A 13,829-nucleotide genomic window follows, 5' to 3' on the forward strand; every position below is an offset into this window, starting at 1 on the left:
ATGACCTTCCAGATGTTTGCCAATCTCTCGATGCCGCCGCTGCGCGACATGCCCCGCGCGTTTGCGCTGGCCGCCGCGTCGGTGGCCACCGCGCTCACGCTGCTGGCGGCAGTGGCCACGCGCGGCGAGCCGCCGGCAGCCTCACTGCTGCTGCTCTCGGTGCTGTTCGCCTCGTGGTACGGCGGCGCGCTGGCGGGCCTGTTCGGCCTGCTGCTGTCGGTGGTGTCGTTCGACTACTTCTATGTGGGCGAGATGCATCTGTTCGGCGCGCAACTGGCCGAACTGCCGCGGCTGGTTGCCTTTATCGCCGCCGCAACGTGCGTGATCCGCCTGTGCGCGTCGCATCATCGCGCGGTCAGCGAACTCAAGACGGCAAACGAGAACCTGATCGAGAGCAACGAGTGCCTGATGCGCGCGAACGAGGCGCTGGAGCGCAAGAGCACGCAGCGCGAGATGCTCAACGAGCGGCTGCGCTGGAGCGAGGCATTCCTGCGCGAGGCGCAGAAGATCAGCCGCACCGGCAGCTGGCGCTGGAGCCTGATCGACGGCAAGCTCACCTGGTCCGATGAAAATTTCCGGATCTTCGGCTTCTATCCGGGCTTCGAGACCCCAGCGCGCGACGCGATCTTCGAGCGCATCCATGAGGAAGACCTCGAACGGTTGCGCGACGTGGTCAGCCGCGCGGTGCAGGCGCATCGCGGGTTCGAGTGCGAATACCGCATCCGGCTGCCGAACCAGGCCATTCGCCACGTCCGGGGTGTGGGCCGGCCCATCCAGTGGGAAGCGGGACGCCCCGTCGAATATATCGGCACCACCGTGGACATCACGCGCCAGCGCCAGACCGAAGAGCTGCTGCGCAAGAGCGAGGCCGAGTTCCGCTCGCTTGCCGAGAACCTGCCCGATGGCATCATCCGCTACGACACCGACGGCCGTCGTCTCTACGTGAATCCCGCGCATGCGCGGCACAGCGGCATTCCGACCGAATCGGCAATTCGCATGCCACTCGATCACGGCTGGAGCGCGGACATTCCCGCGCCGGAATATCGCGCCATGATCCTCGACGTCATGCGCACCGGCATACCCCGGCAGATTCTCGGCCGCTGGCGCGCGCCCGACGGCAGCTCCGTGCATTTCGCAGTGCATGCGGTGCCTGAGCGCAATGCCGAGGGCGAAACCGTGGGTGCACTGGCTATCAGCCGCAATATCACCGCGCTCAAGGAAACGGAGCGCCAGCTCGAAGAGTCGCGTCAGCTGCTGCGCCGGCTGTCGGACCGCAATGAGACCGTGCGCGAGGAAGAACGCAAGCACCTGGCGCGCGAGCTCCATGACGACCTTGCACAGTACCTGCTGGCGATTCGCATGAACCTGTCCGTGCTCGGCTCCGAGTTCGGCGCGCAGGTGGACGGATTGCAGGCGCGCACGACATCGATGATCGGGTCCGTCGATACCGCCATCAAATCGGTGCGCAACGTGATCGCCTCGCTGCGGCCGGCGGTGCTCGACATGGGCGTGCTGCCCGGCCTCGAGTGGCTGGTGGCGGACTTCCTCGCGCGCACCGAATCCCCGTGCGAACTGGATATTCGCGTGCCCGACATCAAGCTCGGTGACAAGGCCGAGATGACCTTCTTCCGGGTGGCGCAGGAATCGTTGCGCAATGTGGCCCGCCATGCGCAGGCCACCGAGGTCCGGGTTGTGTTCCGCCGCGCGGAGCGTGGCGACTTTAGCGGCGACATTGTCGGCTATCTCAACGGTGACGTCAGCGCAGACCAATGCGACGCCTACGTGCTGGAGGTGGAGGACAACGGTGTCGGGTTCGATGCGTCGGTACAGCGACCCCGCTCGTTCGGGCTCATGGGCATTCAGGAACGCGTGCTGATGGTCGGTGGCACGCTCGAGATCGCCTCGACCCCAGGCGCCGGCACCACCATACGCGCGGTCATCCCGCATCCGACGCATGAATGAGGTCACCCACGCCCGCGGCAATCTGCCGCCCGATGCAACGCCGGAGGCCACCGTCGAGGCCGCCCCTGTCGCATCCCCCGTTACGCCCCCATTTGCCGCGCCCGCCAAGGCGCGTCATCTGGGCGACAGGTTCAGCCTCGAAGCCCGTCTGTTTGGCCGTTACGATCGTGCCATCGTCTATGCGGTACTGATCGGCCTTGTGCTGTCCGGCGCGCTGCTGCTGTTGCGGCTCGAAATGGAGGCACGCGAACTGCTGCTGGCCGCCGATGGCGACGCCGGCGAGCGCCTGACCTCCATCACGCGGCAGTTCCACGTCTATATCGTCGGCACGTTCCTGACCGGCCTGTTCATGCTGCACCACGTGCGCGCGCGCTTCCGGCTCGAAGACAAGCTGGTGCATCAGGCCGATCACGACCCGTTGACGGGCCTGCCCAATCGACGTTCGTTCGATGCCGCCATCCAGGCCGCGCGGCACGGCAGCTACAGCGTGGTGCTGGCGTCGATCGACCGCTTCGAACGTGTCGCGGCCGAACTCGGCCTTGCGTCCGCGGACCGCCTGATGGCGATGTGCGCGGAGCGCATTGCGCACGCCTCGCGCCTCCATCGCGGCCGCGCGTTCCGGCTCGACGGCGTCAAGCTCGGCATGCTGTTTATCGGCAAAGGCACCCACCACGACCTGACCGCGGCCATCTTCGCGGTGCAGGCGGCGATGGCGGAGCCGTTCGTGCTGAACCGCCGCGAGGTGTTCCTCAGCATGAGCCTGGGCACCGCCGAGGCACCCGCCGACGCGGGTGGTCCCGGCGAACTGCTGCGCAACGCGAGCACCGCGCTGCAGGCCGCGCAGGCCTATGGCGGCGACACGCACGTGCGCTACAGCCCGGACCTGCAGTCGATCCGCTCGGAGAAGCTGTGGATGGAAGCGGCGCTGAACCGCGCGATCGAGCGCGGCGAGATGACGCTGCACTACCAGCCGCAGCAACGGCTGCGCGACGGCAAGCTCGCGGGTTTCGAGGCCCTGCTGCGCTGGCAGCACGATGGCCGCTCGATCTCGCCGTCGGACTTCATCCCGCTCGCGGAGGAATCAGGGCAGATCATTGCGTTAGGCGACTGGGTACTGCGCGAGGCCTGCACGCAGGCGCATCTCTGGCGCCAGAAATTCCGCTGTCCGATCGTCGTGGCCATCAACATCTCCCCACGCCAGTTCCAGCATCCGGGCTTCCTTGCCGGCGTGCGCCGCATCCTCGACGAGACCGGTGTCGCCCCTACCGATATCGAACTGGAAATTACCGAAGGCATGATGCTCGAGCGCGCGGACAAGGTCATCGCGCTGCTCAACGAATTGCGCGGGCTGGGCCTGCGCATCGCGATCGACGACTTCGGCACCGGCTATTCCAGCCTGTCCTACCTGACCCGCCTGCCGATCGACCGGCTCAAGATCGATCGCGCGTTTATCCAGGGCATCGCCCACGACCCGCGCAACGCCAGCGTGGTGCAGGCCGCGATCAGCCTCGGCCATAACCTCGGGCTGACCGTGCTGGCCGAGGGCGTGGAGACCTGCGCGCAGCGCGACTGGCTCACCGCCCTGAATTGCGACGAGATGCAGGGCTTCGTCTATGGCCGACCGGTGCCCGCCGCCACGGCCGAAAGCTTCCTGCGCAACCACTGCTGATATGTCGCCGTATATGTCGCCAAACGGACCCTAAACGCCGGCCGCTCCTCGGCTCGATGGCTGCCAACCCTCTGCAGACCTGCCGCCCGCCCCCGCTGCCCCCCAGCAGGAGAGCGGGCGTTTTTGCATTTTCATACCAAGGTCTACGTTGCGGATATGAGAATCCTGACGTACTTTTAAGCAGAGGTTGTGCGACAAAGGCATAGTTGGCGCGGCTGCAGCATTGTTTTCTGTCGGCCGCACGTCGTCGAAGTTTCCGCTTCAGGAGGAAGTTCCGATGCAAAACGGGCAAGCAGACTTTCAATCGGCAACGCCGCCAGGCACGGTTTCCAGCTCGCTGGTACCCCCACAGACGTTATCCACGTTATCGGGCCAGGCGGCCTCCCCTCCCCGAGCGTCCGCTGCCAGTACCGAACCGCCTTCCGTCATCGTCGACATCCTTGCGCATGCCGACGTCCGCCTCAACGGCGACCGCCCCTGGGACATCCGCGTCGTCAATCCCCGTCTTTACCATCGCATCCTGACCAGCTGGTCGCTTGGCTTCGGCGAAGCGTTCATGGACGGTGATTGGGAGTGCGACGACCTCGACGGGCTATTCACGCGGCTGCTCACGACCAACATCGAATCGGCCGCCGTGGGCCGGGCCCGCGCGCGGCTGCTGTTCGAACATATGCGCCACCGCGTGATGAACCTGCAGTCGCGAAACCGCGCGTTTCAGGTAGGGCAGCAACATTACGACGCGGGCAACGACATCTTCGAGGCGATGCTCGACTCGCGCATGATCTACTCGTGTGCGTACTGGGCCAATGCCACCACGCTCGAGGAAGCACAGTACGCCAAGCTGGACCTGATCTGCCGCAAGCTCGAGCTCAAGCCCGGCGAGACCCTGCTCGATATCGGCTGCGGCTGGGGCGGGCTGGCCCGTTTTGCGGCCGAGCACTACGGCGCTCACGTGACCGGCGTGACCATTTCGAAGGAACAGCTCGCGCTCGCGCAGGAGCGCTGCGCGGGCCTGCCCGTGGATCTGCGCCTGCAGGACTATCGCGAGCTCGACGGCCAGTTCGACAAGATCGTGTCCGTCGGCATGTTCGAACACGTCGGCCCCAAGAACTACCCGGTGTACTTCGATACTGCCCAGCGGCTGCTCGCGCCCGAAGGCCTGTTCCTGCTGCATACGATCGGCATCGACGTGCGCAGCGCCGGCACCGATCCGTGGATCGACAAGTACGTGTTCCCGAACGGCAAGCTGCCCGCGGCCACCGAGATCGCCGATGTCGTCGAAAATCGCTTCCTGATCGAGGACTGGCACAACTTCGGCCGCGACTACGATCGCACGCTGATGGTGTGGTGGGACAACTTCGTGCGCGCGTGGCCGCAGCTGCAGCACAAGTACGGCGAGCGGTTCTTTCGCATGTGGAAGTACTACCTGCTGGTCTGTGCCGCGTTCTTCCGCTCGCGCCAGGGCCAGTTGTGGCAGGTCGTGCTGACCCACCGCGATCGCCAGGCACCCTATCGTTCGGTGCGCTAGGACGACCTGACGACGTCCGGACGTCGTCGTCAGCGCACCACGTCTTTGGTGGGCCATGGCCCGCCTCTGGCATTCCCCTCTTTTGGGTAACGCCGAAGTGGCCTATGCTGTCGCACAACGACAAACATGAAAGCCATGCGGGCGATGGTGCGCCGCAACGATCCATGGAAAAAACCGCATTTGTTTTCGCAGGCGGCGGCAGCCTCGGGGCCATCGAGGTAGGCATGCTGCGCGAGTTGGTGGGCTGGGGCGTGAAACCCGATATGGTGGTCGGCGCGTCCGCCGGCGCCATCAATGGCGCGTACTTCGCCTGCCATCCGCACGCCGAGGGCACCGCCAAGCTCGAGGGCCTGTGGCGCGGCATCCGCCGCGCCGAAGTTCTGCCGTGGTCATGGCGCAGCATGTTCGGCATGCTCGGTGGCAAGCGCGGCCATCTGGTCGAGTCGATGGGCCTGCATCGGCTGCTGTCACGCCATTTCGGCGACTCGCGCGTCGAGAATGCGTCGCTGCCCCTCCATGTGGTGGCCACGGACATGCATTCTGGCGACGAGGTGGTGCTGTCTTCGGGCAGCATCGTCGACGCCGTGCTCGCCAGTGCCGCCATCCCCGGTGTCTTCCCGCCGGTCACCGTGGACGGCCGGTCCCTGATCGACGGTGGCGTGGCCAACAACACCCCGGTTTCCACCGCGGTGCGGCTGGGCGCGACGCGCATCGTCGTGCTGCCCGCAGGCTTTGCCTGTGCGGAACGCCGGCCGCCGCGCGGTGCGGTCGAGCACGCGCTCAACGCGTTGTCGCTGCTGGTCGCGCGCCAGCTCGTGCATGACCTCGAACGCTGGCGCGACGTGGCGCACATTGCCGTGGTGCCGCCGCTGTGTCCGCTCGACGTGTCGCCCTATGATTACACCCGCTGCGGCGAGTTGATCGATCGCGCCGCCAGCGCGACGGTCGCGTGGCTGCGCGCGGATGGGCTGTCCAGCTGCCGCGTGCCGGGTGCGCTGGAGCCACACGAGCACGACGAATCGTCGCCTAGCTGCAGTGCCGATATCGGCGGGGTACCCCCGCAACCGGGCCCCACCGAGGCGCACTCGCACCCGCACACCCACGGCTGAGCCCCGCGGCGACCGTCTCGGCCGCCTGCAGTCTTTACAAGCGATGCGGCAACCTTGCACGGTTGCCGCGTACCGCTGGGCCGCGTATGTGTTCTCTACGCCCCTTAACTTTGCCCATTGCACACGATATCGCGACTCCCGGCATTCCGCCCGGCGCGGTACGGTTCTTGCCGGTATTGGTCCCTGCCGGCCGATGGCAACACGCCATCTGGCCTTCCCCCAACTTCAGGAGATCAGCAATGGGCATGCACGATACCGGTCGATATCGCCCTGGCCAGGACAGCTGGCGGGCCTACGGACAAGTTCGCGATGACCGTGACCCGCCTTGGGAGGGCACGCAGGGCGACCAGCGTGACGATTGGCGCGACAGTCGCGACGATCGCGACAACCGCGGCCAGCGCGCAGACGTCTCACGCCGTCAGGGTAGCGATCTGCGCTATGGGCTGAACGGCGGCTACGGTCAGGAAACGTGGGCCGACGACGATGCGTCGTGGTCAGACGTGGCCGACGATGACTGGGGCGAGTTGAAGCCCCATATGTTCCGCAATCGCTACCGGACCGAACCCGGCTACGGCAGCGGCGATGGCAGTCAGAACTATCGCGGCAACTACCGCGACGACGCCCGCCGAGCGTTCGAGCGCGGGGAGGATTACGAGCCCGAAAATTACGAGCCCGAAAATCGCGGCGTGCTGTACAACCTCGGTCACCGCATCGGCGAGGCGATTGGCGAGTGGTTCGGCCCGTCGACGGACGAACGCCCTGGCGCCAGACGCGCGGGCCCGCGCAACTATCAGCGCACCGACGAACGCATCCGCGACGAGATCTGCGAGCGGCTGACCTTCACCAACGGCGTCAACGTCCGTGAGGTCAGCGTCGAGGTGGAAAAGGGTGTGGTCACCCTGAGCGGCACCGTCGAACGCCGATCGCAGAAGTACGACATCGAAGACATCGCCGACAACACGTTCGGCGTGACCGAAGTCGATAATCGCATCCGCGTGCAGCGTCAATCGACCAACGACGCGGTCGACGCCGGCTTTAACGGCTGGTAATTTCTCGGCTTACCGCAACTCACCGCGACTCAGACGGACAGCGCCAGCGGGCGCTGCTCCGCCTGCCCCTCCAATCGAAACACGCTGACGGAACGCTCCATGCGCAGCGCCTGCTCATGCAGCGCCTGCGCGGCGGCGGCCGCTTCCTCGACCAGCGCGGCGTTCTGCTGCGTGACCTGATCCATCTGCGTCACCGCCTGATTGACCTGTGCAATGCCGCTGCTTTGCTCGTGCGATGCCGTGCTGATCTCATCCATCATCGCCGTCACGCGACGCACCGCCGCAACGATCTCTTGCATCGTGGCGGCGGTCTGCCCCGCTAGCGTGTTGCCCGTGGCGACGCGCTCGACCGACTGCGAGATCAGCAGACGAATTTCCTTGGCCGAGTTGGCCGCGCGTTGCGCAAGACTGCGCACCTCGCTCGCCACCACTGCAAAGCCGCGCCCATACTCGCCCGCGCGCGCGGCTTCCACGGCCGCATTGAGCGCAAGGATATTGGTCTGGAAGGCAATGCCGTCGATGACCGCGATGATCTCGACAATGCGCCGCGAATCAGCCTCGATCTCTCCCATCGTCGTGCGCATGCGCGCCACCGACTCGCCGCCGTCGCTGGCAATGCGCGAAGCCTCGCCCGCGAGCTGGCTCGCCTGCTGCGCGTTGCCCGCATTCTGCTGCACGATCGACGTCAGCTCTTCCATGCTGGCCGCGGTCTGCTCCAGCGACGACGCCTGCTCCTCGGTGCGCTGCGACAGATCGGTATTGCCCTGCGCGATCTCGTTGGCGGCCACCAATACGTTCTGCGCGCCCTCCTTGGTATCGCCGATCAGGCCACGCAGCGTCTGCACCATCGACATCAGATGTCGCTTGACCGCACTGAGCTCGTCACGACCACGCGCTTCGACACTGACAGCGAGGTCCCCGGCGTTGATCCGCGTGACCAGCTCCGTCACGTCGCGCACATCCTCGCGCATGCCCACGCTGAAACCCGCGAACAAATAGCAGGCGGCGCCCACGGTCAGCAGCGCAAGCGCGCCCAGCAGCAGCAACTGGCGCTGTTCGGCGGCCATGCGCGCATCGAGCATCTCGCGCGCCAGGGTTGCGAACTCGCGATTGAGGTCGGCTACGCCATCGATGGCCGCGGTGCCTTCGGCGAAGTACGTCTTGGCGTCGATCGTGATGCCGCTCGAGCCCAGCATGCTGACCTTCATCGTGCGATAGAAGTTGTCCATCGCCGCCAGCTTCTTCGTCACCGCCTCTATGCGCTCGCGCTCCGCCGGTGCACCACGCACGACGCGCGCCACATCGCGCCGCACGGACTCTAGCCCCTCCTGAATCTGCTCGGCCAGCGTGACCAACTCCGCCTGCTGCGTCGCGTCCGCAAAACCGCCGCGCGCAATGATGCCGGCACCCCGGCCACGCGCGAGCGCGCCCAGTTCCGCGAGCCGCGGCATCGGCGACACCATCAGGTTGATCAGGTAATAGGAGCCAGCATCGGGGTCAAGCGCCAGCGACGATCGATCGGCCACATCGCCGACGAACAACCGCGTCTGCTTGACGAGTGCCGTGTGACGATCGAACAGTGGCGGCGCAGGCGTGTTCAGGCCCGCACCGATCTTGATCTGGCGGATCTGCTGCCACGCTTCATCGAGCTTGCGCGCATCGGCCTCCACCTGGAAGTCCGGCGCATTGCCCACCTCGGTGAGTAATGCCGCGAGCAGTTCTGCCGCCTTGGCGTCGGCACGCTCGAACGTTGCCTGAAAGCTGTCGTTGCCAGACAGCACGCCATTGGCCGCGCCACGACGCACCTGCGTCTCGCGCATAAAGTCGAGCGCGCGCTCGACGATGACCAGTCCACGCAATTCGTCACGCGTGGCACCGATCGCCTGGACCGACTGCGCGAACACCGCGAACAGCGCACCGCACAGCGGAATCAGGAACAGCACCGTCAGCAATACGAGCTTGCGGTTGATCGACAGTCGCGCCATCAGGCGCACGGCGGGAGACAGAAATACGGCCACGAGATTCCTTGAATTGGCGACAACTGCGGCGATAAGCGCAGGAGCTTTCCTGCCCTGTATCGGCCGCCAATCCAAGGAATAAAGCGCATCAACGCGCTATATTTTGCACCGCACACATGCGGTGCAAAATGCCCAGTCAGGGTGCAGGTTTTCCCCGTTATCAGGCAGTAGCGCCGCCATCGAGGCCGATCGACTGCCCGCTGATATAGCGGCCCGCCGGCGACGACAGCAGCAGTGCGAGGCCGGCTACATCCTCAGCTTCGGCGATGCGACGCAGCGGAATATTGGCGGACAGCGCCTTCTCGCGCTCGGGGTCGCCCCACAGTGCTTCGCGCGAAAAGTCCGTCCGCACCGGACCCGGATTGATACTGTTCACATTGATGTTGTGCGGCCCGAGCGTCTGCGCGAAGTTGCGCATCAGCATATCGATGGTGGCCTTGGACACGCTGTACAGCGCCAGCATCGGCGAGGCGCGGCGTGCCGCGATGCTCGACATGAACGTGATGGAACCGTCGCGACGCTCGATCATCTGCGGCGCCAGCGCGTTGATCAGATCGAGGTTGCCGCGCACATTGCCCGCGATCACCTCCTCTAGCTTGTCACCGCCCTGACCCAGGATCTGGCCGGCCACCCCGCTAGCTGCGGCGTTGAGCACCAGCGCATCCACGCGCCCATAGGTCTCGAGCGCCGCCTTGGCAAACGCCTGCACACTCGCGCTGTCCGCGATGTCGCAGGGAATGCCCGTCGCCGTAACACCAGATGCCCGCAATGCTTCGGCAACCTCCTGCGACACCTCGGCGCTACGGCCGGACACGATGACCTTGGCCCCGGCTTCGCCGAGCGCGCGGGCCATGGCCAGGCCCATTCCCTTGGTGGAACCGGTGACGACGGCCACTCGGCCGGACATATCGAACAGTTTGGACACGATTTTTCTCCTTTGGCAGGTCAGGACGTTAAATGACGAACAGCATCTATTGAATAAAGTATGTTCATCATCTAATATTGCGTCAAGTTCAATTTTTTTCGAGTTCGCCATGGCACGAGCGTCCAAGGCAGTTGCCGAGCAGCACAGGATCGACATCGAGCGTTCCTCGTCGAGGCTGTTCAAGGAGTATGGACTCCACGGCGTGACTGTGTCGCAAGTCATGGCCGATGCCGGCCTCACACATGGGGGCTTCTATGGTCATTTCGCCTCGAAGGACGAACTGGCCGCCATCGCTTGTGCGCGCTCGTTCACCGAATCGGGCCAGCGCTGGGACAAGCGCATCGCCGAAGCCAACGGTGATGGCCGCGACGCGCGCCGTCGCCTGCTAGACCCCTATCTGACGCAAACCCACCGTGACGATGCCGGCAATGGCTGCACCGCGGCCGCGCTGACCGGTGACGTCGCGCGCGAGCCCGCCGACAAGCCGATTCACGCCGCCTATGTAACCGGTGTGCGCGAGATGGTCGAAGCCTGGCGCGGCACGTTGCCCAATCCCGACAGTCCCGAAGCCAACGACACCGCGCTCGCGCAAATTGCGCTGCTAATCGGTACCATCGCGATCGCGCGTGCCTCGCGCGGCGATCCGCTCTCCGATGCGTTTATCGAAGCGGCGCGCCGCCAACTGCTCGATCCGCAATTCGATCCCGACGCACCAGATCCTCGAAGTCACACCGACTGACGCCGGCCGAGCCTGAAAAGAGCCGACTGCAGCCGATTAGAACAACGCCCTCCATCGACCCTGGACACCATATGTTTGCGCACGCCCTATCCCGCCGGCTGGACCGGCACGGTATTCACTATGCGTGGCTGATCGCCATCATCACGTTCTGCGTGATGCTCACCACTTCGGCCTCGCTTGGTCTGCCCGGCGCGTTCCTCAAGCCGCTGACGGCCGAGATGGGATGGGATACCGACCAGATCTCGTCGATCCTCGCCTTCCGCTTTGCGCTGTTTGGCCTGATGGCGCCGTTCTCGGCCATCCTGATGGAGCGCTTCGGCGTCCGCAACGTGGTGTGCACCGCGCTGGCCATGATTGGCGCGGGCATGGCGCTCGCCACCGTGGCCACGGAACTGTGGCAACTGTTCTTCGCGTGGGGCCTGCTGCTGGGGATCGGCTCGGGCATGACCGCACTGGTGCTCGCCGCCGTGGTGGCCAACCGCTGGTTCCATGCGCGTCGCGGTCTCGTCATCGGCCTGCTGACTGCCAGCTCGGCCACGGGGCAACTGGCATTCCTGCCGATCGCGGCCTGGCTGATCGAACACATGGGCTGGCGCGTCGCCGTGCTGCCGGTGCTGATCGCCTGCGCGATACTGGCCTGCCTGGTGTTCGCCTTTATGCGTAATCGTCCGTCGGACATCGGCCAGCCCGCCTTTGGCGAGTCGCCCGCGGCCGCCAGCGCCGCCGCGCCTGCCGCGCCGGTGCCGTTCACGCTGCGCGGTCCGTTCGTGGCACTGGGCGAGGCCATGCGCAATCAGACTTTCTGGATTCTCGCCGGCACGTTCTTTATCTGCGGCCTGTCCACCAACGGTCTGATCCAGACGCACTTTATCTCGCTGTGCGCGGACTACGGCATGACCGCGGTACCCGCCGCGTCGGCGCTGGCCATGATGGGCGCGTTCGACTTTGTCGGCACCATCCTGTCGGGCTGGTTGTCGGACCGCTACGACAGCCGCAAGCTGCTGTTCTGGTACTACGCGCTGCGTGGCCTGTCGTTGTTCTGGCTGCCGCACTCCACCTTTACGCTCTACGGCCTGTCGCTGTTCGCGATGTTCTATGGCCTGGACTGGATCGCCACGGTGCCGCCGACCATCAAGCTCGCGGGCAGCGCCTTTGGCCGTGACCGTGCGCCGATGATCTTCGGCTGGATCTTTGCCGCCCACCAGATTGGCGCGGCAACGGCGGCCTTCGGTGCGGGTCTGTCGCGTACGCTGCTGCTGACCTATGCGCCGGCGTTGTATGTCGCCGGTGGCGCGTGCCTGATCGCGGCACTGCTGGCGCTGATGGTGCGTCGTTCGCAACCGGCGGTGCAGGCGCAACCGAGTAGTGCGTAGGCAAACCCGCTGATCAGCCCACCGAACTCAGGCCGGGACGCGCCAGCGCGCGCTCTCGGCCTCGAGCGCATCGATCAGCGCGGCCACCGACTCGCGCTTGAGCGCGGTCTGTCGCACCAGCACACCGATTTCGCGCTGGGGCGGCTGGCCCGGCATCGCCACCAGTTCCACCTGCGGGGTCTGCCGCACCGGCACCAACGCCGCCGGGATGATCGCGCAGCCAAGCCCTTCCGCCACCATCTGCAGGATCACCGCGGGCTCGTCGAGCTCCATCCCCTCGCGCACCCATAGCCGATGCCGGCGCAGATAGCGGTCCACCACCTGACCACCGGTGGAATGGCGGTTATAGCGGATGAACGGCATGGTCGGCAGCAACGTCGCCAGATCGGCTCCGGTGCCGGCAGGCGCGATCGCCACGAACGGCTCGTCGAGCAGGTGTACCCATTTGAGCTCCGGCGGAATGCCGAGCCGCGGCCGGACCAGTACCGCGATATCGAGCTCGCGCGCATCCACCTGCGTCAGTAGCTGCGTGGACATGCCCGGCACCACGTTCACATGCGTGTTCGGAAACGCCTCGCGGAAGCGCTGCATGGCCTTGGGCAGCAGCGTCGTCTGTACGGTGGAGACCGCGCCGAGGTCCAGCGGCGCCATGTCGGGCTGCGCGCCGCCGCCCTTCTGCTTCATCGCGTCATAGAGCGCCACGAAGCGCGTGGCATCGTCGAGCAGCCGCCGGCCATCCTCGCTCAATGCCACCGATTTGCCGGAACGATCGAATAGCTGGCAGCCCAATTCCTCCTCGAGCCGGCGAATCTGCATGCTGACCGCCGATTGCGTCAGCCCAAGGCGCGCGCCGGCGGCAGAGAAAGAGGCGGTCTCGGCAGCGACGAGAAAGGTCTGGAAATAGCGGATCACGGACACGGATCTATATAAAAAACCCTGATGCTCAGGGCCGAAATGATTCGTTTCATATTACGGTGTCTTCTGATTACAATCAACGCGATTCCCCACCCACAGACCACGAAGATGAGCGCCATTCCGTTGTTCCACCTTGCATTCCCCGTTCATGACCTGGCCAGCGCGCGTGCGTTCTACGGCGACCTGCTCGGTTGCCCCGAAGGCCGCAGCTCCGATGCGTGGGTCGATTTCGATTTCTACGGTCACCAGATCGTGGCGCATCTGTCGCCCGACGAGTGCGGCCATCGTGGCAACAGCGCGGTGGACGGCCATGACGTGCCGGTGCGCCACTTCGGCGCGATCCTGTCGATGGAGCAGTGGGAGACCCTCGCGGACAAGCTGCGCGCGGTCGATACCAAGTTCGTGATCGAGCCGTATGTGCGCTTCAAGGGCGAAGTTGGCGAACAGGCCACGATGTTCTTCCTCGATCCGTCGGGCAACGCGCTCGAGTTCAAGGCCTTCGGCGACCTCAGCCAGGTATTTGCGAAGTAAATCCACCCACC

11 protein-coding genes are annotated in these 13,829 nt (G+C 65.4%); 8 read left to right on the forward strand and 3 right to left on the reverse strand.

What is annotated here, in order from left to right; all coding sequences use genetic code 11:
• From LDO41_RS31675 to LDO41_RS31695, 5 genes are all read left to right on the forward strand, one after another.
• Nucleotides 1-1,962, forward strand: coding sequence for a PAS domain-containing sensor histidine kinase (locus LDO41_RS31675; protein ID WP_223995427.1), 1,962 nt, complete (start codon nucleotides 1-3; stop codon nucleotides 1,960-1,962).
• Nucleotides 1,955-3,631 (forward strand): putative bifunctional diguanylate cyclase/phosphodiesterase, encoded by a 1,677-nt coding sequence (locus LDO41_RS31680; RefSeq protein ID WP_223995428.1) that lies wholly within the window; start codon nucleotides 1,955-1,957, stop codon nucleotides 3,629-3,631. Before LDO41_RS31675 ends, LDO41_RS31680 begins: the two co-directional genes overlap by 8 nt.
• 277 nt (nucleotides 3,632-3,908) lie before the next feature.
• Nucleotides 3,909-5,159: a cyclopropane fatty acyl phospholipid synthase gene (cfa, locus tag LDO41_RS31685; protein WP_223995430.1), complete on the forward strand. Its 1,251-nt coding sequence runs from the start codon at nucleotides 3,909-3,911 to the stop codon at nucleotides 5,157-5,159.
• Between the two features lie 164 nt (nucleotides 5,160-5,323).
• Nucleotides 5,324-6,268: a patatin-like phospholipase family protein gene (locus tag LDO41_RS31690; RefSeq protein ID WP_223995432.1), complete on the forward strand. Its 945-nt coding sequence runs from the start codon at nucleotides 5,324-5,326 to the stop codon at nucleotides 6,266-6,268.
• Nucleotides 6,269-6,507: 239 nt separating this feature from the next.
• Nucleotides 6,508-7,317: a BON domain-containing protein gene (locus LDO41_RS31695; RefSeq protein WP_223995433.1), complete on the forward strand. Its 810-nt coding sequence runs from the start codon at nucleotides 6,508-6,510 to the stop codon at nucleotides 7,315-7,317.
• A gap of 29 nt (nucleotides 7,318-7,346) precedes the next feature.
• Here the strand turns inward: LDO41_RS31695 and LDO41_RS31700 are convergent, their stop codons facing one another.
• Nucleotides 7,347-9,335 carry a methyl-accepting chemotaxis protein gene (locus LDO41_RS31700; RefSeq protein WP_223995434.1) on the reverse strand — a complete coding sequence of 663 codons (1,989 nt, stop codon included), beginning with the start codon at nucleotides 9,333-9,335 and terminating at the stop codon, nucleotides 7,347-7,349.
• A 160-nt stretch (nucleotides 9,336-9,495) separates the two neighbouring features.
• Nucleotides 9,496-10,260, reverse strand: coding sequence for an SDR family NAD(P)-dependent oxidoreductase (locus LDO41_RS31705; protein ID WP_223995435.1), 765 nt, complete (start codon nucleotides 10,258-10,260; stop codon nucleotides 9,496-9,498).
• Between the two features lie 109 nt (nucleotides 10,261-10,369).
• Here LDO41_RS31705 and LDO41_RS31710 point away from each other — a divergent pair, with 109 nt between their 5' ends.
• On the forward strand, nucleotides 10,370-10,999 hold the full coding sequence (locus LDO41_RS31710) for a TetR/AcrR family transcriptional regulator (RefSeq protein ID WP_223995436.1): 630 nt from the start codon (nucleotides 10,370-10,372) through the stop codon (nucleotides 10,997-10,999).
• 71 nt (nucleotides 11,000-11,070) lie between these two features.
• Nucleotides 11,071-12,372, forward strand: a complete 1,302-nt coding sequence (locus tag LDO41_RS31715; RefSeq protein ID WP_223995437.1) for an MFS transporter — start codon at nucleotides 11,071-11,073, stop codon at nucleotides 12,370-12,372.
• Nucleotides 12,373-12,399: 27 nt separating this feature from the next.
• Here the strand turns inward: LDO41_RS31715 and LDO41_RS31720 are convergent, their stop codons facing one another.
• The gene (locus LDO41_RS31720) at nucleotides 12,400-13,284 is read right to left on the reverse strand and encodes a LysR family transcriptional regulator (RefSeq protein WP_223995438.1); all 885 of its coding nucleotides are present in this window, start codon (nucleotides 13,282-13,284) and stop codon (nucleotides 12,400-12,402) included.
• Nucleotides 13,285-13,395: 111 nt separating this feature from the next.
• Here LDO41_RS31720 and LDO41_RS31725 point away from each other — a divergent pair, with 111 nt between their 5' ends.
• Entirely contained in the window at nucleotides 13,396-13,818 is a 423-nt protein-coding gene (locus tag LDO41_RS31725) for a VOC family protein (protein WP_223995440.1), read from the forward strand.
• The last annotated feature ends 11 nt before the right edge of the window (nucleotides 13,819-13,829 follow it).

Source organism: Cupriavidus pampae (assembly GCF_914271485.1).
Taxonomy (GTDB): Bacteria; Pseudomonadota; Gammaproteobacteria; order Burkholderiales; family Burkholderiaceae; genus Cupriavidus; species Cupriavidus pampae.